Source organism: Spirosoma harenae (genome assembly GCF_054776975.1).
Window position 1 is genome coordinate 1 of the sequence record NZ_BAAHBD010000034.1, and the last position, 19,187, is coordinate 19,187.

The window sequence follows — 19,187 nt, forward strand, 5'->3', positions numbered from 1 at the left end:
ACTAGTGTTGCTTTCTTACTAATAGCCAACTTCGGAGGCTAGACCATTCAGACAATAGGCAGGTTTTTGTCGGACAAAAACACAGCTTGCTAAAATGTATATCGCCAACCCTTGCTTGAACCATAGAAATCGGCCCGGTTCCATTGTTTCGTCTACTTGTCAGCCCACTACTTTGCGGGAGAATAAGTCCATCCAAGTAGCTAAATAGGCTCAATCACCGTTGATTAAAGGCAGATAGGTAATGTCGCTGACCCAAACCATATTGGGAGCCTTGGGCAACGGCAGGCCTAATAATAAGTTCGGCCAATAATCTCTACCATGAGTGCTATCCGTCGTTCGGAGCACAAATGACTTAGCGGGGCTGCCCGTGCGGCTGAATGGCTTGTAAACCACCTGCTTTCATCAGCATTCTTACTTGATGACGTCCCAGTACATGTCCCTTTTCTTGCAACTCAGCCGTAATGCGTCGACTGCCATACCGTCGTTTGTGCTTACCAAAGACCTGCTCTACTAAGTTCTGATGCTCTGCTTGGTGAAGTGTTGGTTGGTAACTGTCCCCCCGCAGGTACCGATAATAAGCCGTACGACCGCCGGGCGGCCCCGTAACTTCTAACACCAAGCACAGAATCTCTACCTTAAATTCGTCAGCTAGGCTTTTGACCAGTTCATAGCGTTGCCTTAGGGCTGCTGGCTGACAATGCTTAAAGCTTTTTTAAGATCTCACGCCGGGCGACGATCGCTCCATTTCCAGTTGGCTGACCCGTTGTAGCAGGCGCTGGTTCTCAATCAGTATGTCTGAAGTCTGGCTCGAAAAATGGTGTTTTTCTTCCCCTTTGTTTCGCTGTTTCCAACGGTCCGCCGTCGCGGTTATAGATGAGCGCTTCACTGATGCCCAGTGCCTGAGCCACATAGGGCACGCTTTGGCCGTTGGCAATCATTTTCAGCACGTCCGCTTTAAAAGTTGCCGGTCCGCCGGTGCGGTCGTATTTACGCCGTTTTAGGGGTTTGTTTTTAGGCTGCATGGTCTTGCAAGTTAAGCAAGTTCACTGTGCCGATTTATTAGATCATCTCACATTTCGTAAACTCATCAATGGAGAGAAACGGCTAGTCAGGTCCTAAAGCTGCTAACTTCTTAACGTTTGGTTGTTGCAACTCAACCCGCTCCAATAATCGGTAAACAGGCATGGTGTCAGTCTGGCAAATTCACCATTTTGGCCCTATGGATTCGGACACTATACCAGGTTTACTTTTTGTCCAGTTTTGGCTGCCCGGTAAATACCTTCTATAACCCGCAAATCCCTACGTCCTTCTTCTCCGGCTATATGGCTGGGTAGGGCTTTTTTCGATAGGATGTGTTGGGCGATGTCATCCAGTTGAGCCGCTTGCTGATTGACCACCGGAAAATCAAAGGCGGCTTGACTGCTACGCCCTTTAAAGGGTCCATAGCTCAGAGCGGGTTCCAGTTCAAAGTAGCCCTCATCGGCTGAGGCATAGAATCGATCGATACTGCAGTTTTGTCTTAGCCCCCTGAATAGTTGGACAAAATTGTAAAAACAGTTTAGTCCCATTACATTCAGAAATCATGAGCAAAATCAGGCGAACTTTTACTCCAGAAGACCGATACTCCATCGTTCAGGAAGCAATCCGTGACGGCCATGCCGAGACTTGTCGCAAGTACAGCCTATCCCCTTCGTTGCTGCGTAAGTGGCGACTGAAATATTTAAGTAGGGGAAAGGAAGGTCTGAAAGACTCCTATACACGGGTTGACCCCCAACTCCGAGCGCTTGAGGAAGAAAATGAGCGATTAAAACGGATTGTTGCGAAACAGGCCCTAGAGCTGGAAATCAAAAGCGAGTTGCTAAAAAAAACACCTATTCAACTCAGGAGAAGCTAGCCCTCATGAAACAGTTTGAAACCCGCGTGAATCGCACCCTATTATGTCAATGGTTAGGCTTGCCTCGGAGCGTGTATTACTACCAGCCCAAGTCAGGCACTGCTGGTGCCCGACCCAGCCAAACGACTCTGAAACTGGACGGATCGGTAGTGGATAACCAGCAAGTCGTAACTAGCATTCGGCAACTGTTGAAGGCAGAATTTAATGCTTTTGGCTATGAATACATCACCTACGAACTAAAAAAAGAATACCTAATCAACAAAAAGAAGGTTTATCGACTAATGGATGAGAATAACTTGCTTTTAGGCAAAATCATCCGACCTGTCGGCAAACGGGAATTTGTCAAATTCAAGCGCATTGAAGCTACAAAACCCTTGGAATATCTATGCTGGGATATCAAGTATGTGTGGGTGCAAGGAGAACGACGCAACTACTATCTGCTGAGCGTGCTTGATGTCTATAGCCGCAAGATTGTAGACTGGTTGTTTCAGCGTAGTATTCGCCAACTTGATCTAATCAATCTTTTTCGGCGAATCAACCAGACGCATGAACTGAAAGGGGTCATTTTACGCAATGACAACGGTAGTCAATTCATTGCACATTCAGTGCGTAATTTTTTAAAAAGCTCGGAAGTCAAGCAGGAGTTTACTCATGTGGCGACGCCAGAAGAAAACGCCTATATCGAAGCCTTTCATAGTATCTTGGAGCATGATGTCATTGAGCGAAACGAATTTGATAGCTATTATGAAGCTAAGCAAACGTTACAGCGTTACTTTTTCCATTATAACAATTATCGGCTTCACCGCTCAATTGGCTTTGTTACACCTCAGCAGAAATGGGAGCAGGCCGAGGTGGTTTTTGACACAACCTTTTCAGAAAATCTGTCCAACTAATCGGGGGCTAAGACAATTTCAGTTCCTGCTACTCCATCTCACATATTTAAGAGTATGAATGCATGACCAGGTTTCATGCTTAACCGCACTCCCCTCGAAATTAACCACATCCATGCTTAGATACTTTCTTCTTTATGGGTTTCTGCTGACAACTGGAGTCAGTCAAGCTCAACCCAAAAACGAGATCGAAAAAACCATCCAGGACTTAGAGCAGATCGGTGTGAAAGGCATTTTAACTGCCGACACCAGTTTACTGGCTCAGATTTGGGCGCCTGAATTTATGGTCACTACCCCCCGCAATACCATCGCCCTCAATCGAGCCGCTGTGTTTAAAAATCAAAAGCAAGGCTTAATTGATTACAGCTCGTTTGAGCGCATCATTGAACAGATGCAAGTCCAGGAGAACCTGGTCATAACGATGGGCTACGAGTTGTTTGTGGCCAAACATGACTTGCAAGAAGCCAAGGCTGGCCAACCAACCAAACGCCGGTTTACCAATGTATGGATAAAGAAAAATGGGCAGTGGAAGCAGATTGGCCGGCATGCCTCGATCATTTGCACACCATAGGCCACTAGAATAGGTTTATAAAGGATAGAAAAAGCCACTTCATCTCACAGAGGAGCGATTACTGAGAATAGAAAAATCGCGTATTCCATGTCGGATCCATCAGGCTAGTTTATAGAGAATGGGCATGGGGGCCACCTGGTTGGCCTGAAAATTTGCCAGCACATACGAATGGAAGCTGGGCTTAAAAAGCAGCGATGGTAAAATAGTAAATAAGCTATCCCAACGACAATGATTCACTAGGGTATACATCGATTGATGGGGATCAACGGGTTGTAGCACAGTCGAATTGGTCAGCTTCGTTTCGACCTCAAACCAACCTGCCGTGTACTCCCACACCGCCAGGTTCTGCTGCAAGTCATTGGCTAAAAAGTAGTTAAATAAAAACACACCTTGTCGCTGGTGATTAACTGGACTAATCCGCCTGACGTTTGTCGCCAGGAAGCTATGGCTATGCCCAGCAGCCCCTTTCATGGCTTTCTCGATTTCTTGATAGGCACTGCTCTGTTGAAGGACGGTGAGAGTGGCCAATGTGTTGGCTTCCACTAAAACGACAACGTCATAATAAGCAAGGCGGATCTTCTCCGTTGGGTGCCCGGTAAATTTGCTTTGACCCGGTGGAATCAGACGCGCCTTGAATACCACCGCACCCATGAGGTTATGTTCGGTTTCTAGCTGCTGACACCAGCTTTTTAGTTGCTTAAGCAGTGCCTGCTTCTTGGTACTTGACCACAGAAAAAAGGGACCGACAGCGGGGTCAACTTCGGCACCCATAAACAGGTAAAAACTGCTTGAAGGCGCTTGTAAGGAAACCCTTGGGAACTGGACGTGTTGATTGACAATCTGTAATGGGCGCTCCATGTTGGTTGGGTCTGATGTCTGGGGCAAACTTCTCAACCAAACAGGATAGGTCTTTTTACAAATGTTAAAAAATTACTTCTTCGCTCGGATTCGACTCAACGAAACTTGGGTAATGCCTAAATAACTGGCTAAGTCGCCCAGACTAATTCGGGAAAGCAAGTGATGATTCTCGTCAATAAAAGAGCGATAGCGTTCCGTCGCGTCTTTTTCCAACATATCCCCGACTCGTTTGATCATGTTTAAGGAAGCGGTGGAGACAAATTTTCTAAATACAGTTTCGATGCCATGATGCTTTTGGCAAAGGGCTTCCATATCCGAGTGAGCAATACAGGTCATCAGGGATGGCTCCAAGACCTTGATCACCAGTTGAGAGGGTGAGCGGGTGAGGTAGCTGTCAAGGCCAGTGAATAGGGTGTTCTCGGCAAAAAAACGCAGGATACATTCTTTATCGTCTCGATAGAAATACAACTTAACCAGCCCTTTATTGATGAAATACAGCTGGCTACAGGTCTGCCCGTTTTTGAGCAAAAAGGCCTGTTTTTGATAAAGGCGACTCGTGGTGGCCGCATTTAATTCGGCCTTGGCGGGTGGATCAAGCGGGGAAAGCTGCGTACAGAATTGAATAAAGTTCGTCATGGATTGGGTTTTGCTGGCTGATTACACCGGGTCAGAAGTGGGGCTTCGATCCGAATCTACCCATCAACACCCACTACTTAATTGGTGCGTACCGGGTTAGCTAGTCCTTCTAGCTACTCTCCCCATCGTTGGGGTCTTTACCCGGAAAGCGGCTACTCAATTAACGTTGTCGGTACGCTTTAATGGATCTGTGTTGATTTCCTAATTTGAGTCTTCAAAGGACGACTAGTATTGGGCTGGATGCCAATTAATCTTGTTGGAGCCATGCTGGCGTAAACTACTTAAAAAGGGTGTTCATCGAGCGAGTTTCTATAAGCACACCCGTTAAGTAGCAAAAGCAAAAACGCTCGCCGTCTCAAGTGTGAGCCTTTCGTGAGAATAGACTAGAGTTCACTGGGCAGTAGACATTTTAGTAAATTCCCGATCTTCGAACAGTGGAGACAGCTGGAAGTAGGGTTTCCCTAGTCCGTCTAAACCGATTGAATGAACCGAAAACGTTTAGAATATCTATTGCTAGCAACGTTGGCTACATCAAACCCAGACTGGACCGGAAATAACGGCCATCGCTGGGCTTTCTAGCCATTGACTCGCTTGCCAACAGCTAACTCAAAACCGCCACCCATCCCCCAAAGTGCGTCACCGATCGATTGGCACTTGTCGATGGGCTTGCTCATCAGCCATCTTAGGGGCCACTCGGGTCCAACCATACAGGGCAGGTCAACGATCTTATGTAGTTGTATTGATTCCTGTTTTATCCACTTTCCTATCAACCAGGGCGAGTGGGAGTTCCTTCGTAGGAGTAATTCAACCTAGATTGTCAGTATCAACTCATTCCAGCCTATGCATATCAAGAGGAAATCCTATTTTAAACAGCCACAAAAAGCGGTTGACTGGTTTGAGAAATGGGTCTCCCAACTCGAAGGGTTAAATAATAAATGCTATGATCGGATCGAACTCCAAACAGCGTTGGGCAAAACTTACATTTGGGCCATCAATGCACGAGACACAGCGGCCGAAACCCTTGTCATTTTTCCGGGTGCACGAACCAGCAGCTTATTTTGGGATTTTGATAACGGCTTGACTGTGTTCGAAAAATCCTACCGCCTTTTGCTGGTTGAAACCAATGGCCTGCCTAATTTAAGCGATGGAAACACGCCGGATATTCGATCCCTTGACTATGGGAAATGGGCCGAAGACATTTTGGACCAACTCCGTATAGAAAAAGCCTATATCGCGGGCGCTTCGTTCGGAGGACTTATTTGCCTCAAACTGTGCCGGGTGGCTCCGGAAAGGATAAAAGCGGCATTTCTGCTGAACCCCGGTTGTTTACAACCCTTTTCTCTATCTGCCAAAAACCTGTATTTTAATCTGTTGCCTATTCTGTTCCCCAGTAGAAAGAATGTGCTTAAATTCCTGGATGAAGCCGTCTTCTGCCAGCCCAATCATGATTTATCTCCCGCTTACAAAGAGCTGTTGGTAACCTATGAACTGTACGCCATCACGCAATATCAAGATCACACCCAAAAGCCCTATTATATGAAAGGCGAGTTATCGGCGGTCCAAACCGATCTGGTTTTGTTAGTCGGTGAGCAGGATTTACTATTTCCTTATAAACAATCCATTGCCAACGCCCAACGCGAAGTAAAGTCATTACGGGAAGTGATTAGTTTGCCCCAGGTTGGGCACGGCATCGAAACCTACCCGGAAGCGATTCAGCTCATCAAGAGTAGAATAGAGCGTTATCAGCTGGCTGGCAACTAAATCGGTCCGCTACCGAAACGGGCTGGCGAAGGATAGCCTTTGCTTCCTACCTTGTTTTAGCCTATCGAACCCATGTCCATCATCAAAAGTATCACAACTCTTAATTGGGTACTTATCACAACGTACGGAGTCTTCGTGTGCTGGGCACTCCTGCAACCGGCCAATCCCCGCCAATGATGCCGGAGGTAGTGCGATGGAAACCGCCCTAAAAGGCCTGAGTGTTTTACTGCTTCTTATCCTGATTGGGTTGAATTGGCAATCGAGTGCCTGGACGAAAGTTGTTGCCCTGCTACTGGTGAGTCTGCTGCTAGGGCTAGTTCGTTACATTGCCACCCATTAATTGATCAGCCGAGGAAACCGTATGTTACGGATTAAGTTCGAAAGGTATTAAAACCAGCATTTTTCTGAGACACTGGATAGGTAAAAGCCCTTGATAGTCACAAACAGCGGCCTTAACACTTCGTTATCACTCATTAACAGACCGTTAACAAAGCTCAATCCAAAAACTAATAGGTTTGCGGCACACTACAATGGTTAAAATCCTCGAAGAAAAATAAATGACGGTCTTTAGTGCAAAACGGGGCCACCGTGGCGCGGCTATTTTCATTTTGGTCCGGCTGCTTCGGCAGTCCGACTGGATGGCCCCGTTTTGCACTAAAGACCTAACTATAATATAATCTTGTCTGGCAATGCGAATATTTACATCAAAAACCGTGCATAAAATTCATCATATTGCACAGATTTTTATTTCATTCGGCCAATCGATCCGGATTTGGTAAAGGGTGGTTCTGTGACGTATTGTTTTTTTGGATCGGCTTATTTACCCAATCCAACCCGTTATTGATTGGCAGATAAACAATCGATAACCGAGCGGTTATTTTGGACCCTTATGGAACGGTTTCTCACCCTATTCGTCGCCAGCCTGTGCGCGGCTCCCCTCATTTATTTTCTGTTCTCCCAAACGGTTGTTGCCCTCAACAGCCATCCTTCCGGCCCGGATGATCGGCTGGGAGTAGCTTACCTAGCCACCTGGGGTGGCTTTCTAGCGGCTTTTGTCGGCTTCTTTCTGGTCTGGTTTCTGGCTCAGCGATTTCTGGTCGAGCACTACCTGCGCTACCTTCAGATCTTTGATGGGGCAGCCCTGATTGGCTGGGTTGTGGTTTATCTGATCTGGTCGAATGATCAGCCGTATACGCTCAATTATCCCTACGCCCGGCCGGTGCTGGATGTGGAGATGCGCTTAACTAAATCATACCTGAACGGCGCAGCCATCGACTCGCTGGTGGAATTCCAATACATTGGTCAGGATTTCAAGTCGCTCGAGCCTATGCACGTCCGCCAAGAAGGGAATTGGATGATTCTGCCTTGGGGAACAACACCGTTTGACGTCAACAAATGGCAAATGCGCGTCTTTGTTCGCAACCACACAGTCGATTTTTTACTAAAATTGCCCAAACGCCCGCAAGAATCCACGGCGTGGTCGGATTGGGTTAGCCCGGTTCCCGAGCAGCAGCAGGAGCCATTGCCGGACACCCTTACTCAGAATATGGGGCTGCGGTACCGTTTCCGGCTGGTTCCGCACGGGTCGCAGCAAGGGAACAATTGACGCGGGAGTCCCCGCTTTCTACGATGCTCCATCAGGAAACCGATCATGAAAAGCGGGGACTTGTTATTGTCTAGAAGGTTGGTGAATCATACAGGTTATAAATTTCCATGATGCTTTCCAGCTTCTTTTGGAAATCGATTTTCAGATCGATCAGTTTGCCGGTACGAATAGCGAAAACCCAGCCGTGAACCACGACACCGCGTTCGCGGAAGGTTTCCTGAATGGCGGCCGTTTTGATCAGGTTACTAGCGTAGCCAGGGTGAAGGCTATCCCAATTTCACGTAATGCTTTTGTCATGATTGTTTGAAATAAAAAAGTATATAGTTCGACGATTAGTAGGTATGGTCGTGCGTTTGGGGGCCAAACAGCAGATAACGAAACTTAATCCGGAACGAACGGCCCATGAGCGGTTGGTTGAAGTTGTTGATGACGGTTTCGTTGGTCAGGTTGTTTATTTCAGCCGTGAACGTGTAGCGACTCTGCCGAAAGGACTGTTCGACCGATAGGGTATGCGTGACGTAAGTAGGTATAAAAAAGCGGTCATAAACGCTGATGTTAAAGCCGTAAGGCGATTATCCGATACCCCTTTCTGGGGATGAACTGCGCCGGATTACCACGCCCCTTTATTTACTACTAGGCGAAAAAGATCTCCCGTTTCCAGCACAAGAAACCATGCGTCTGGCGTCGCGGTATCTTTCCTGCCTTTGTCAAAGTCAAATCCTGCCTCAAATTGGTCATGGCATCGAAACCTCACGACAAGCGCATGAAATAGCTTTCTCCTATCTCAACGAACTCACCCCTCAGCATAGAGAAACTCATGTTTGCCATGCAGGCGCTGGAAAACCTGGAAGATGGAAGCCAGTCGGCATCAGGGGAATTTGGTCGATAAAATGACTGCCTTAAGCTCGATAAAGATAGAAACTGCGGCATCGTGATCGGTTGAGCTAAACTCGATCGTAGCAGGCGACTAAATGCAGTCGGGTTTAAATCAAGTGTTTCAGGATGATTGGTCAGTAGAGAGAGAATGGCTTGTGGTTACCACTCTTCTGGTACCGTATGCTACGGACAAGAGTTGACGATTGTTAAAACAGACTATCCCATTCCCCCCACTATTGAAACAGACACATGAACGCTCGTTCGTTTCTTGCTGGGAGGGTTAATCAACAAATTGTTTAACTCTCTGCTGGACAGCATCAGCGGTTTGTTGCTTCCATGTTTTGTCCTCCCGATTTAATGGGTATGAAGTCTTCATGTTTGGTAAAGTACTCCAGGCCTAAAACTAAGAGCAGCGAACATATACTATATACTTTCTGCATGATGACTGCTAAACCCAAATACCCTAAACCAAATAGGAAAAAGAAACCGTAATACGTCAACAAGCAACTAATACAGCAGACTTTAAGTACATGGCGTTTTGACTGTAGGACAAATACAGTAATGGTAAATAATCCAATCAAGGTTAACATGATCGATAGTACGCCCAGGTCATGCCAGGGGGTTGCGATTAAGAAAATAAGGATGATGTTGGTAGCGCCTATCCAGGTTAAACGAGTCGCCCATGGTCTTGACGAGATCTTCTTGGACATATTGATAAAAAACAGTCCATATCCAACCGAGTGAAATGCCATTCCAACAAGTGCCCAAATCCAGCCCGGGTTTTCTAAGCCATTGATCGCTTTTGGGGTAAACAAATTGCTTAGGAAATTTTTCGACCAGTCAAACCCGATAGAATTTTTGTCCAGCACTGAGCCGCCTGGATAGGCCAACGTTGCTATGACTATAAACAGCACTGAAGTGACCAAACATACCAAAACCGCATACTTCTTAATTGTTTGCATACTTAGTAAACTTCCGCTTTGTCGATTGAGTGATGTGGTGTTAGTAGCCAGTTAGTTTGCTATGACCGCTAACTCACCTAATGAATGTTATAAAGGAAGCCTATTTAGCCGTCTTCCCAAACACCGGAATAATTAAGCAGACATTTGAACGCTCATTCGTCTCAATATTGAGCGTTTCGAGAGAATGTATTGCCTACTATTTGGATAGTGTCGAAATAGGTAACTTTCAGTACATCTGGTAAATAGAATTGCGTCAACTCGCACAAAAAACCAAGAATCACTTATTACATACCGTTTTTTAGTTAGTCCCCTTTTTAATCAAACACTTGTAGCTTTGTCAAAGAGTCGACAGTAATTGCCACCGCCTATTTGCGCTATTTCCTGTTCGGTAAATCCTGTTTTGAGCAAGGAGTCTACTACAGTATAGAAGAATCCTTTCTTTTGACCTTCCCAACTTTGGTTTGTTTTTCTTCCAAATCGTTCATTCGCATTGCTTGGCGGAGCCATCTTCGTGTCGGTACCGATACACACGTGCTCAGACCCAACCACGTCCACTAGTGCCCTAACATTTTTTGTATACTCGAAGGGAGAATTGGCTAAATGGGTCCAAACTCCGATAACTCCTCCGGCATCAGCAAACCGTTTAGCTTGCTCTTTACTGATCAGTCGTGGCATCATCATTTTTGCCATGCCCATATTGCTACCCAACTGGGTATTCAGCCCTGTATGTGAAATGAGCATTGGCTTAGTCGATACGTCAAGAGCTTTATTGATACCCTCAGCACTACAGTGCGACAAATCAACAAGAATGCCCAGTTTGTTACATTCTTTAATAACGTCAATCCCTAATTGAGTAAGTCCGCCATAGTGTGGGGCGTCGGTATAAATATCACCTATAGGCGGTGAAGTCTGCCCATCGTGCATTAAGCCTAAATGCCTCAAACCTCGGTCATATGCCGTTTTTATTCTTTCTATTTTTCCTTCAATAAAATGGCCACCTTCTACCGATTGAATGACAATGGGTTTATTTTCCGTTCTGGCTTTTTTTAAATCAGAATACTGTAATGCCCTAGTCAACTGGTTAGTGTTGAGCAGTTCATCCATTTCGTTAAGGCTGGTTATGAATCGTTCATAGGCTTGCCCTTCTTTTTCTAACGTAGGCCGGTCAACGCAGAAGGTCATACAAATCGCCGTTAATCCTGATCTTTTCAGTTGATTGGCTAAATCATAGTTCTTTTCTTTAAATTCTTCAGAATTAAACGGCACGTCCATATGATTATGTGCATCAATCCCAATCGTCTTCGTTACGATGCTTTGTACCTTTGGGTTGGGATCAAGCGTGGACCAATAGGTAAGTGGGTTGAAGAGGAATGCGACTCCTGCGCGGGAAAGGGCTGTCATGAATTGCCGTCTTGTCGGGTCTTGGTTGGATTTATTCATGTTTACGGTACCTCTGTCTTAAATTGGTAAAATAGCCCGCCGTTGACTAGGCTTGATCTTGGGGGCTTTGGGTTCGGCCCAGTATGGGGTTCAATAAGTCAGGGAAAAGGAGAAGAACTAATTTCAGGGTGATGTTTTTAATACCCCATCAAAATAGTTAATTAGCCCGTTGAAGCTTGCTTTGGCTTTGTACAACTGCACAGCAGCGGCCGGTACGCCGGAGCGGGACCGTCGGCGCTCCGGAACCAGGACACAAGTAACAGCAGACCATGACTGTTTATTCGTTAGACGTAAGAGCTTTTTAGCGAATGTCTTTTCCTGAATTTTTCTGGTCTTTTGAGGAATATTTAGTGGTAAAAGATAAGCTAGAAAAACTCTGAGCTTTCGCACTGATTTCATCGCTCTGCCTAATAGGGTTTAAATCGGCGGTCATTTAAAAAGGTATAATCCGTCAGGGTGTAAAGAAAGGTAATAATGTCTTTTTGATCCTGCTTGCTTAACGGAAGACCGATTTGACCACCCGTTTTTAGCAGGGGGTCTAGGGCAGGATTGTCCTGTACATCACCTGCATAATGGGCTAACACGCTTTCCAGACTAGAAAATCGACCATCATGCATGTAGGGCAGGGTGCGCTCAATATTGCGCAGACTTGGTACGCGGAATTTATGCTTATCGGACTCAACCAGCGTAATGCTATAGCGGCCCATATCAGGTTTAGCTGCGTTTGGATTGGGTAGTAATCCGTTGTTGCGATAACTCTGATCGGTAAACAAATCGCCCGCGTGGCAACTGCTACAATGCTGCCTAAACAACGAGAGCCCTCTGCTCTCCTGCTCATTGAAGTCTCCTCCTGCTTCGTTACGTATATACTTATCATACTTTGCGTTCGATGAAACCAGGGTAAGCATAAACTGGGAAAGGGCCTTTAAAAAACGTTCCGAGCTTACTTCGCTAGAGCCAAAAGCGGCTCTGAACAACGCTGGGTATTTGGCACTGGTACGTACCTTCTCCAACACGTGAATCAGTGTATCACCCATTTCAACTGAATTCTGAATAGGCGAAATCGGTAGTACATCCAGATCATGAATCCCGCCATCCCATAAGAAGGCTTTATTCCAGGCCACATTCTGAATGTTGAATCCATTCCGGGGACCCAATTGATCCCGGATGCCATGACTTAACACGTGATCCGTGTGGGCAAAAGCGGCTTCGGGTATATGACAGAACGCACACGTGATCGTCCCATCGTGGGAGAGCATTCCATCAAAAAAGAGGGTCTTACCTAGGGCCACTCCTTCGTAAGTCAACGGATTTTTAGTCAGGTCATAGACCGGCTCTGGAAAATTAATAGGTTTACTCCAGGGGTAAGGGGTCGTCTTATACTCAACTCCTGGGGGTTCGTCAGGTTTACCTGGTTCAACGGCACTCGTATGCTGACAAGAGAGTACAAGTCCGAAAACACCGCTACTGATCAGTAGACTGAGAAATTGACATCGTTTCATGGCTAGTGAGTTGATTGAGAATCGAATCGAAACATGCCTGCGTAATTATTCGCAATCGTCGTGGAGAACGGGGATACCATTACGTTTGGGTTGGTCGCTATACTGATGCGGGTTGACCCATCAAACACCTTGGCTACATCCGCCTGAATCGTCACCTGAGCCTGCTGGCCAATGCCTAACGCGACGCTGTTCGCCCCAAAAGGTATTGAAATCGTACGCAGGTTATTGATCGTTTTTGTATCGTAACCGCCAAATAGACCAATGTGAAACTGGAAACGTTTTTCCCCAGCTGGATCAGGAGCCATCTGTGTACATATGCCTTCAAGTTTAAAAAATATATAGCCTGAATTCCAATCCCAATACATGCCGCTATTGTGACCACCTCCCGGCTCGAGCACCCCTTTTCGACGACTAATGTCCATTGTACTGCGCAGGCTGTCAACGCCAATCAAATAGGTAAGACCCGTATACGTCCCGGTCGGAATCTGGCGAAGGGTAAGGATTTGAGACGATGGATCGGATTCGCGGATCAGAAAATAACTACTGTCCTGAGGTACCGTATAGGTGGTCCCATCAGCACGTTGGAACTGTATATTGCTGACAAAATAAGTTAATTGGGTGACGCTAAACTGCTCGCCAGCCGCATTCCTGTAGTTTCCCGTCGTCAACTGTAAATCCTGACTACCGACTATATTGTCAAAAGTAAGCTGCAGAGTACCAGTGTCAGGATCAGCCTGTTGAGTGGTACAGCAAGGCAGTCCAATACAGGCCGAAAGAGTCAGGGAGAGGAGTCTTAAGGGTGTCTTTTTCATAAATCAACTGGTTTGCTTATCGGGTGAAGGGTTTTGAAAGAAAGTTTTCTACTAACTAGTTAACAATCAATCAGTATGAGCATAATTTCTGATGGTACTCCTTTTCCGGTTGATGTTGGATTTGGAGTACCATCAACACTTAAAAAAGAAACGTGATATGCGTGGTCAGTTGCGCATTGGCCAGTAGCTCTCCTTCGGATAGATATTGGGAAATAGGCCGCCGGTAACTCACGCCAAAGGATATTTTCTTCAAATAGACTTCGGTGCCTAGATTCAGGTAAGCGGCATAGCCCCCCGTTTGGGTATTCAGGACGCCCTCCCGAACATCATGACCCGCCTGTTCGACATTCACACCCGCATTGGGCATCATGGACAAGTTCCCACTCGTGGCCAAATAGAAAACGGAAACGGAGCTGTTGAGTAGATTCCCAAATCGGTAGCCATTAGGATTAGTGGTCGTGAGTCGATAGGCTACATCGGCGTTTACGCCCCAGTTTTTATACCGGGCGGTATAGATCACATTTAAAAGCCAATCGGTGCTACCAGTACCCAGCTGAAAATTGGGATTAGCTACTTCTGAAAGACTGTTCTCCTCATAGCGATACCGGCCCGTTGGTAATTTAAGGCCACCGCCAACCAGCAGATTGTGATTGACGACATGAACGATGGAGTCATCCATGAAGGTATTGAGCAGGTTATAATGCGCTAACGCCGTGATGTCACTCAGCCCCTGTAAGGGCGTAACCCGTCCCGAGGATAACATTGTCTGCTGACTCACCTGATAGGGGACAAACGCCATCACCTGAACCCGTTTGACTGGATAAAACCGTCCCCAAAGTTCAGCTGTCCGAAATTGTTCCCGGCTGCTGAGGTTAACGCTGTTCATATGTGAATTGAACGTAGTATACCGATAGCGTAAGCCTAAAAACCCCCGATGCCCTTGGGGTAAGATGCCAAAAAAGGAACCTCCATTACTACACCCGCATAGATCGCACGCTTGTAAAGGCAAGCTCAACAGGGCCAGCCAGCTAATAACTACATAGTTTTTCATGATCTCAATTGAATTGTTTAAGGTTCGACAAAGCGTGGATCTCGTAGAAACGCTTCGTCGGTGAGTGTTTTCAAGAAAGTGATTAGCTGCCGTTTGTCCTCCCCCGTTAGGGCTATGCCTAATCGGCCATTTTGCTGAAGTAGAGGATCCAGATTTTCCGTTGGTTGAACGTTCTCAGCGTAGTGGGTTAACACCGCATCGAGCGAATAAAAGCGCCCGTCATGCATATATGGCAGTGTTTTCTCCACATTACGCAAACTAGGCACTTTGAACTTGTAGCGGTCCTGAGGCAATTCTGATACATGCGCCCGGCCTAGATCGTTACTACCCTGAATGAAGAGTCCGTTATTTCGAAAACTATGATCGGTAAACAACTCTCCCGCATGGCAACCACTGCATTTCGTGCGAAACGTTTTTAGCCCTGCCTGCTCATCCGGGCTCAGTGTCCCTCCTGGTTCACCCCGCACCCATTTATCGTAGCGGGAATTGCTCGAGACCAACGTCAGCATAAATTGCGATAAGGCCTGCAAAAAGCGGGGGCCGTTAATTTCCTCGGTGCCGAAAGCTGCTTTGAACAAAGGGGGATATTTAGCACTTTTCCGCAGTTTAGTCAGCACATGGGTTGATTGCTCATCCATCTCGACCGGATTCTCGATGGGAGCAATCGGCGCTAAGTCCAGACTATGCACCCCGCCATCCCAAAAGAAATCAGTGGCCCAGGCAAGATTCTGGATCGGCATTGAATTGCGCGTGCCGACCTGATTATCAATGCCATGACTGACATCGTGTTGATGATGAGTGAAGGCATACGCCTGATTATGACATTCGGCGCACGAAATGGACCCATCGCGCGACAAAATTCCATCATAAAATAAGGCTCGGCCCAACTGCATCCCAGCAGTAGTCGGTTTATTCTGATCTAAGGCGTAGACAGGCTCCGGGAAATTAGCCGGTTTGACGAATAGTTCTTCTGGCTGTGGGTCTGGAGCAGGCTTTTGACAAGCCACGAACAACAGACAAACCACTAGGATCATCAAAAAGACGGATGGTCGATTTTTCATAAGTTGCATAACTAAGTGGATGGCTCAATCGGACTAATTGAGCCACCTGGATTACGGGTTGTTGTTATGCACATGATCGACCTGAAACATCGCCTTGAAATTCTCCGCAATGGCCGTTGCTACCGTTGGGCTATGGACACTATTGGTCGTGGCCAGGCTGATTTTGTTGGGCCCATTAAACACCTCCAACGCATCGACAAATACATGAACCTGAGGAGCGATGTTGCCTCGGACGGTTGCGGCTGTTGGCATCGGAATGGAAACCGTACGCAGATTATTGACCGTTTTAGCCGAGCCATTCCAGCCACCGCCATACCCCCCCACGTGTACAGCAAAAGCCTGATTGGCATTGACTGATTTCGTAACAGCGGTTGATGTGCCCTCCAGTTTAAAGAAGATATAGCCTGAGTTCCAGGACCAATACATGCCATCCTCACCATAGCTGGTAACATCCAGAGCTCCCACCCGTTCCGCTACGGGTGAAACGCTCTTGAGACTATCGACACCGATGGTAAACGCCAGTTCACGATAATTACCCGAGGGGACATCGTTCAGCGTAATCACCTGTGATTTTGCATCAACCTGGCGGACTAAGAAATACTGGTTGGGGAATTTATGGATGGTTCCGTCTTCGTTTTTGAGCGAGATATTACTGACAAAATAGTTTAACGCGGTGATAGCGAAGGTTTCACCCGCTGCGTTTTTATAGGCTGGGGTACCGAGTACCAGCCGTTGGTCACCAACCCGATTTTCAAATTCAATGGAAATCGAGTTTTTAGTAGCGGGATCGATTCCATCGTCCGCTTGTTTTTTACAGGAAGTAACTAGTAACGTAGCGATAATCGCTACGTAAATGGGTCGACATGAAAATGGGATCATCATGGATATGATTAAAAATGTTGTACCAAGAATAAACTACAGATACCAGCCATAATAAGGCTGTGAACAAGCAGTAGAGCGAGCCAGACTACGGTATTGTCTGCCGGAACCGATGAGGGTCGACAAATACCTGTACCGGCCAGCAAATCCGCCAAATCGGGGTCGGTTAGCATGAAATGAGCTGAATAAAATGTAGGGGCACACGAGCGCTGTAGCCGACAAAAAGCCGGTAAGCGTTAGAAAAGCCAGAAAGCCATTAAAGCTGTGATTAGCGAGTACGTCCGGGAGGGTGAAAAACAGCCGGGAGTAGCGTGGAATAAGCCAGCAACAGATAGGTGTACGAATGAATCCCTACCCGATCCACTTCGTGAGGCTCGCAGGTGAACATAGAGCAGTCCGTACAGAATAACTGAACAACGGGTGAATTGACAACCCGATTAATGGTTTCCTGATCCTGCTTATCCTGCTGCGATTTTAGCCGTCTAGCCAGATAGCAAGATCCATCACAGTGCAATTCTGGCCGGTTCCGATTTTGGCAGAGAATACGAGCAATGGATTCTTTGTTCAGCTGATAATGCGCAATGATACCCCACGAACTAATCGTCGGTAATAAGGTCGCAACCAGCAGTAAATAAAGAATAAATGTCCGCATGAGAATCGTCTTACTTAGCCTTACAGGCGACGTACCGGGTTGGTGAACGCAATCCGGTACGTCGTCGGTTGATGCACAGGGATTATTGAGGCAAGGTGTTATTGGTTTAGGAATAACGAGTCTTGCTCAGGCGTTGAAAAGGTAATGACCCGACCCGCTGTGGGCGGCTCGATTCGGATCTTTTCGCGATACCGAGCCTCCGATGTTGTCAACTCGATCGTGTAGATACCGGTGGGAAGCGCCCCAAAATCAAACTGACCAGCATACTTGGGTTGCGACGCTACCTCATCCAGCAGGACTGTTCCTTTTTCATTCCGTATTCGTATACGGACTGGCCCGCGACCTGTATGTTCAAATCGAATTTGAATCATCGGCGAGTTAGGGACGGGAATAATACTCGACCGTAAACTGGTAGGCGATTCGGCCAGCGTGTTCCGGCCAATAAATGTTTGTGCTTTTAAGGCGAAGCTACTCAGCCCAAATCCAGCCAGAAAGGAAGGAACGAGCATGAAATAGCGAAAAATGGCTATAAGTTTCATGAACTAATTGATTATAAGTTGATTAAACAGCCGGCTTTCCGGCTGAATGACAGCAAGTAGCTTTAGTTGTATTCCCGGCGCAGCGTTGCGATATCCTGAATAAGTTTTTGCGTACCTTCCTTCGTGGTTCCATCATACATGCCCCGAATGTGCTTTTGCTTATCAATCAGGATAAACGCACCACTATGGATGTAGCCACCTGGCGCAGTTGAATCTTTGGCGGCTGTGACCAGGTAATGGTTTTCACCCATATCGTAGATCCTTTCCCGGTCGCCCGTCACAAATTGCCAGGTAATCCCGCTTACGCCCATATCAGTAGCATACTGCTTTAACACGGCGGGCGTATCATGGTCAGGGTCTATCGTATGCGACAGAATGCTGACGTCTGGGCTGTCTTTGTACGCGTTGTAAACGGTCAGCATGTTTTTCTTCATGATCGGACAAATGGTTGGACAGGTCACAAAGAAGAAATCAGCCACGTAAATTTTACCATCGAAATCGCGCTCGGATACCGTTTTTCCATCCTGATTGGTGAATGAGAACGCCGGAATCGCGGGATATTCCTGTTGGGTAACCGGTTTGCCGTCAACGACTTTCATGACGGTTTCAGGTTCACCGATGTAGGGTAATTTTTCATCGGTCAAATGGCAACTAGCCAGGGTGCACATAACTGCAGCTACAAGAAAGATCGGTTTCATCGTCATTTGAGGTAGGCCTGAGCGTCGGTGATACTTTTTTTAATTAACTCTCGTAACGTGTTTACTTTCTGCTGTTGTGCCGTCAGATAAGCCATCGCTTGCTGCTCATTGAGCGTTACCAACGTGTCGCCGTTGTAATGATGCATCCAATCCATCATGAGGTGATCGGCGTTCGACAGCTCCGTATTAATGGCTACCCCTTGCGCTTTCAACTGGTGGGTTTCGGCAGAAGCCGGTTTTGCGTCCAGTTCAGCGATACGTCCCGAAACGGCTTTTTTGAGGCTTATTAAATCGCTCATAGCCGGCATGATGCTGTCGTGAACGGCCAGAACAGTTTTTTCTAAGTCAGCGACTGCGGTTGGTTTCGAAGAAGCCTGTTTGGTGTTACTCCTTGTGTCGGTATTTTTTTTATCCGATTGGTTCAACTGACAGGCAGCAAAAGCCAACCCCACCAGGATGATGGTTATTTTTAACAAAGTCATATGAATTAGCGATAAAT

The 19,187-nt window shown here is 46.7% G+C and carries 24 protein-coding genes; 8 read left to right on the forward strand and 16 right to left on the reverse strand.

Features of this window, described 5'->3' with window-relative positions; all coding sequences use genetic code 11:
* Window positions 1–352: 352 nt before the first annotated feature.
* The 3 genes from ACYVE4_RS29650 to ACYVE4_RS29660 form a co-directional block, all read right to left on the reverse strand.
* Complete coding sequence (locus ACYVE4_RS29650; RefSeq protein WP_461044072.1) at window positions 353–616, reverse strand: IS3 family transposase; 264 nt, start codon at window positions 614–616, stop codon at window positions 353–355.
* Window positions 617–782: 166 nt separating this feature from the next.
* Window positions 783–1,022: a transposase gene (locus tag ACYVE4_RS29655; protein ID WP_461044040.1), complete on the reverse strand. Its 240-nt coding sequence runs from the start codon at window positions 1,020–1,022 to the stop codon at window positions 783–785.
* A 210-nt stretch (window positions 1,023–1,232) separates the two neighbouring features.
* Window positions 1,233–1,568 carry a hypothetical protein gene (locus tag ACYVE4_RS29660; RefSeq protein ID WP_461044041.1) on the reverse strand — a complete coding sequence of 112 codons (336 nt, stop codon included), beginning with the start codon at window positions 1,566–1,568 and terminating at the stop codon, window positions 1,233–1,235.
* A 14-nt stretch (window positions 1,569–1,582) separates the two neighbouring features.
* Here ACYVE4_RS29660 and ACYVE4_RS29665 point away from each other — a divergent pair, with 14 nt between their 5' ends.
* From ACYVE4_RS29665 to ACYVE4_RS29675, 3 genes are all read left to right on the forward strand, one after another.
* A complete protein-coding gene (locus tag ACYVE4_RS29665; protein WP_461044042.1) occupies window positions 1,583–1,894 on the forward strand; it encodes a transposase in 312 nt (103 codons plus the stop codon).
* A 5-nt stretch (window positions 1,895–1,899) separates the two neighbouring features.
* The gene (locus ACYVE4_RS29670; RefSeq protein WP_461044043.1) at window positions 1,900–2,787 is read left to right on the forward strand and encodes an IS3 family transposase; all 888 of its coding nucleotides are present in this window, start codon (window positions 1,900–1,902) and stop codon (window positions 2,785–2,787) included.
* 112 nt (window positions 2,788–2,899) lie between these two features.
* Window positions 2,900–3,355 carry a nuclear transport factor 2 family protein gene (locus tag ACYVE4_RS29675; protein ID WP_461044044.1) on the forward strand — a complete coding sequence of 152 codons (456 nt, stop codon included), beginning with the start codon at window positions 2,900–2,902 and terminating at the stop codon, window positions 3,353–3,355.
* A 99-nt stretch (window positions 3,356–3,454) separates the two neighbouring features.
* Here ACYVE4_RS29675 and ACYVE4_RS29680 read toward each other — a convergent pair whose 3' ends face one another.
* Together ACYVE4_RS29680 and ACYVE4_RS29685 are read right to left on the reverse strand one after the other, a co-directional pair.
* Window positions 3,455–4,213: a hypothetical protein gene (locus tag ACYVE4_RS29680; protein WP_461044045.1), complete on the reverse strand. Its 759-nt coding sequence runs from the start codon at window positions 4,211–4,213 to the stop codon at window positions 3,455–3,457.
* Between the two features lie 72 nt (window positions 4,214–4,285).
* Complete coding sequence (locus ACYVE4_RS29685) at window positions 4,286–4,849, reverse strand: Crp/Fnr family transcriptional regulator (RefSeq protein ID WP_461044046.1); 564 nt, start codon at window positions 4,847–4,849, stop codon at window positions 4,286–4,288.
* Between the two features lie 840 nt (window positions 4,850–5,689).
* Between ACYVE4_RS29685 and ACYVE4_RS29690 the strand changes: the two genes are divergently transcribed.
* The 5 genes from ACYVE4_RS29690 (at window position 5,690) to ACYVE4_RS29710 (ending at window position 8,722) form a co-directional block, all read left to right on the forward strand.
* Window positions 5,690–6,610: an alpha/beta fold hydrolase gene (locus ACYVE4_RS29690; RefSeq protein ID WP_461044047.1), complete on the forward strand. Its 921-nt coding sequence runs from the start codon at window positions 5,690–5,692 to the stop codon at window positions 6,608–6,610.
* 193 nt (window positions 6,611–6,803) lie between these two features.
* On the forward strand, window positions 6,804–6,950 hold the full coding sequence (locus ACYVE4_RS29695) for a hypothetical protein (RefSeq protein WP_461044048.1): 147 nt from the start codon (window positions 6,804–6,806) through the stop codon (window positions 6,948–6,950).
* Window positions 6,951–7,499: 549 nt separating this feature from the next.
* Window positions 7,500–8,216, forward strand: a complete 717-nt coding sequence (locus tag ACYVE4_RS29700; protein ID WP_461044049.1) for a hypothetical protein — start codon at window positions 7,500–7,502, stop codon at window positions 8,214–8,216.
* Between the two features lie 127 nt (window positions 8,217–8,343).
* Window positions 8,344–8,523, forward strand: a complete 180-nt coding sequence (locus ACYVE4_RS29705; protein ID WP_461044050.1) for a hypothetical protein — start codon at window positions 8,344–8,346, stop codon at window positions 8,521–8,523.
* Window positions 8,524–8,557: 34 nt separating this feature from the next.
* Window positions 8,558–8,722 carry a hypothetical protein gene (locus tag ACYVE4_RS29710; RefSeq protein ID WP_461044051.1) on the forward strand — a complete coding sequence of 55 codons (165 nt, stop codon included), beginning with the start codon at window positions 8,558–8,560 and terminating at the stop codon, window positions 8,720–8,722.
* A 687-nt stretch (window positions 8,723–9,409) separates the two neighbouring features.
* Here ACYVE4_RS29710 and ACYVE4_RS29715 read toward each other — a convergent pair.
* The 11 genes from ACYVE4_RS29715 to ACYVE4_RS29765 form a co-directional block, all read right to left on the reverse strand.
* The gene (locus ACYVE4_RS29715; RefSeq protein ID WP_461044052.1) at window positions 9,410–10,054 is read right to left on the reverse strand and encodes a hypothetical protein; all 645 of its coding nucleotides are present in this window, start codon (window positions 10,052–10,054) and stop codon (window positions 9,410–9,412) included.
* Between the two features lie 318 nt (window positions 10,055–10,372).
* A complete protein-coding gene (locus tag ACYVE4_RS29720; protein WP_461044053.1) occupies window positions 10,373–11,494 on the reverse strand; it encodes a dipeptidase in 1,122 nt (373 codons plus the stop codon).
* A 407-nt stretch (window positions 11,495–11,901) separates the two neighbouring features.
* Complete coding sequence (locus ACYVE4_RS29725) at window positions 11,902–12,996, reverse strand: cytochrome-c peroxidase (protein WP_461044054.1); 1,095 nt, start codon at window positions 12,994–12,996, stop codon at window positions 11,902–11,904.
* Window positions 12,997–12,998: 2 nt separating this feature from the next.
* Window positions 12,999–13,808, reverse strand: a complete 810-nt coding sequence (locus tag ACYVE4_RS29730; protein WP_461044055.1) for an MbnP family protein — start codon at window positions 13,806–13,808, stop codon at window positions 12,999–13,001.
* Window positions 13,809–13,947: 139 nt separating this feature from the next.
* Window positions 13,948–14,859, reverse strand: coding sequence for a hypothetical protein (locus ACYVE4_RS29735; protein ID WP_461044056.1), 912 nt, complete (start codon window positions 14,857–14,859; stop codon window positions 13,948–13,950).
* A 17-nt stretch (window positions 14,860–14,876) separates the two neighbouring features.
* Window positions 14,877–15,920 carry a cytochrome-c peroxidase gene (locus ACYVE4_RS29740; protein ID WP_461044057.1) on the reverse strand — a complete coding sequence of 348 codons (1,044 nt, stop codon included), beginning with the start codon at window positions 15,918–15,920 and terminating at the stop codon, window positions 14,877–14,879.
* 51 nt (window positions 15,921–15,971) lie between these two features.
* Window positions 15,972–16,802: an MbnP family protein gene (locus ACYVE4_RS29745; protein ID WP_461044058.1), complete on the reverse strand. Its 831-nt coding sequence runs from the start codon at window positions 16,800–16,802 to the stop codon at window positions 15,972–15,974.
* 265 nt (window positions 16,803–17,067) lie between these two features.
* Window positions 17,068–17,451: a hypothetical protein gene (locus ACYVE4_RS29750; protein ID WP_461044059.1), complete on the reverse strand. Its 384-nt coding sequence runs from the start codon at window positions 17,449–17,451 to the stop codon at window positions 17,068–17,070.
* 98 nt (window positions 17,452–17,549) lie between these two features.
* On the reverse strand, window positions 17,550–17,990 hold the full coding sequence (locus tag ACYVE4_RS29755) for a hypothetical protein (protein ID WP_461044060.1): 441 nt from the start codon (window positions 17,988–17,990) through the stop codon (window positions 17,550–17,552).
* Between the two features lie 62 nt (window positions 17,991–18,052).
* Complete coding sequence (locus ACYVE4_RS29760) at window positions 18,053–18,688, reverse strand: SCO family protein (protein WP_461044061.1); 636 nt, start codon at window positions 18,686–18,688, stop codon at window positions 18,053–18,055.
* Between the two features lie 2 nt (window positions 18,689–18,690).
* Window positions 18,691–19,170: a hypothetical protein gene (locus tag ACYVE4_RS29765; RefSeq protein WP_461044062.1), complete on the reverse strand. Its 480-nt coding sequence runs from the start codon at window positions 19,168–19,170 to the stop codon at window positions 18,691–18,693.
* Between the last annotated feature and the right edge of the window lie 17 nt (window positions 19,171–19,187).

Excerpts from the sequence above, each read along its gene's own strand:
- ACYVE4_RS29675 (WP_461044044.1), top strand. The coding sequence starts at position 2,900 with ATGCTTAGATACTTTCTTCTTTATGGGTTTCTGCTGACAACTGGAGTC.
- ACYVE4_RS29685 (WP_461044046.1), bottom strand. The coding sequence starts at position 4,849 with ATGACGAACTTTATTCAATTCTGTACGCAGCTTTCCCCGCTTGATCCA.
- ACYVE4_RS29760 (WP_461044061.1), bottom strand. The coding sequence starts at position 18,688 with ATGAAACCGATCTTTCTTGTAGCTGCAGTTATGTGCACCCTGGCTAGT.
- ACYVE4_RS29720 (WP_461044053.1), bottom strand. The coding sequence starts at position 11,494 with ATGAATAAATCCAACCAAGACCCGACAAGACGGCAATTCATGACAGCC.
- ACYVE4_RS29670 (WP_461044043.1), top strand. The coding sequence starts at position 1,900 with ATGAAACAGTTTGAAACCCGCGTGAATCGCACCCTATTATGTCAATGG.
- ACYVE4_RS29765 (WP_461044062.1), bottom strand. The coding sequence starts at position 19,170 with ATGACTTTGTTAAAAATAACCATCATCCTGGTGGGGTTGGCTTTTGCT.
- ACYVE4_RS29665 (WP_461044042.1), top strand. The coding sequence starts at position 1,583 with ATGAGCAAAATCAGGCGAACTTTTACTCCAGAAGACCGATACTCCATC.
- ACYVE4_RS29725 (WP_461044054.1), bottom strand. The coding sequence starts at position 12,996 with ATGAAACGATGTCAATTTCTCAGTCTACTGATCAGTAGCGGTGTTTTC.
- ACYVE4_RS29680 (WP_461044045.1), bottom strand. The coding sequence starts at position 4,213 with ATGGAGCGCCCATTACAGATTGTCAATCAACACGTCCAGTTCCCAAGG.
- ACYVE4_RS29750 (WP_461044059.1), bottom strand. The coding sequence starts at position 17,451 with ATGCGGACATTTATTCTTTATTTACTGCTGGTTGCGACCTTATTACCG.
- ACYVE4_RS29730 (WP_461044055.1), bottom strand. The coding sequence starts at position 13,808 with ATGAAAAAGACACCCTTAAGACTCCTCTCCCTGACTCTTTCGGCCTGT.
- ACYVE4_RS29700 (WP_461044049.1), top strand. The coding sequence starts at position 7,500 with ATGGAACGGTTTCTCACCCTATTCGTCGCCAGCCTGTGCGCGGCTCCC.
- ACYVE4_RS29660 (WP_461044041.1), bottom strand. The coding sequence starts at position 1,568 with ATGGGACTAAACTGTTTTTACAATTTTGTCCAACTATTCAGGGGGCTA.
- ACYVE4_RS29690 (WP_461044047.1), top strand. The coding sequence starts at position 5,690 with ATGCATATCAAGAGGAAATCCTATTTTAAACAGCCACAAAAAGCGGTT.
- ACYVE4_RS29710 (WP_461044051.1), top strand. The coding sequence starts at position 8,558 with ATGGTCGTGCGTTTGGGGGCCAAACAGCAGATAACGAAACTTAATCCG.
- ACYVE4_RS29740 (WP_461044057.1), bottom strand. The coding sequence starts at position 15,920 with ATGAAAAATCGACCATCCGTCTTTTTGATGATCCTAGTGGTTTGTCTG.
- ACYVE4_RS29745 (WP_461044058.1), bottom strand. The coding sequence starts at position 16,802 with ATGATGATCCCATTTTCATGTCGACCCATTTACGTAGCGATTATCGCT.
- ACYVE4_RS29655 (WP_461044040.1), bottom strand. The coding sequence starts at position 1,022 with ATGCAGCCTAAAAACAAACCCCTAAAACGGCGTAAATACGACCGCACC.
- ACYVE4_RS29735 (WP_461044056.1), bottom strand. The coding sequence starts at position 14,859 with ATGAAAAACTATGTAGTTATTAGCTGGCTGGCCCTGTTGAGCTTGCCT.
- ACYVE4_RS29715 (WP_461044052.1), bottom strand. The coding sequence starts at position 10,054 with ATGCAAACAATTAAGAAGTATGCGGTTTTGGTATGTTTGGTCACTTCA.
- ACYVE4_RS29695 (WP_461044048.1), top strand. The coding sequence starts at position 6,804 with ATGGAAACCGCCCTAAAAGGCCTGAGTGTTTTACTGCTTCTTATCCTG.
- ACYVE4_RS29755 (WP_461044060.1), bottom strand. The coding sequence starts at position 17,990 with ATGAAACTTATAGCCATTTTTCGCTATTTCATGCTCGTTCCTTCCTTT.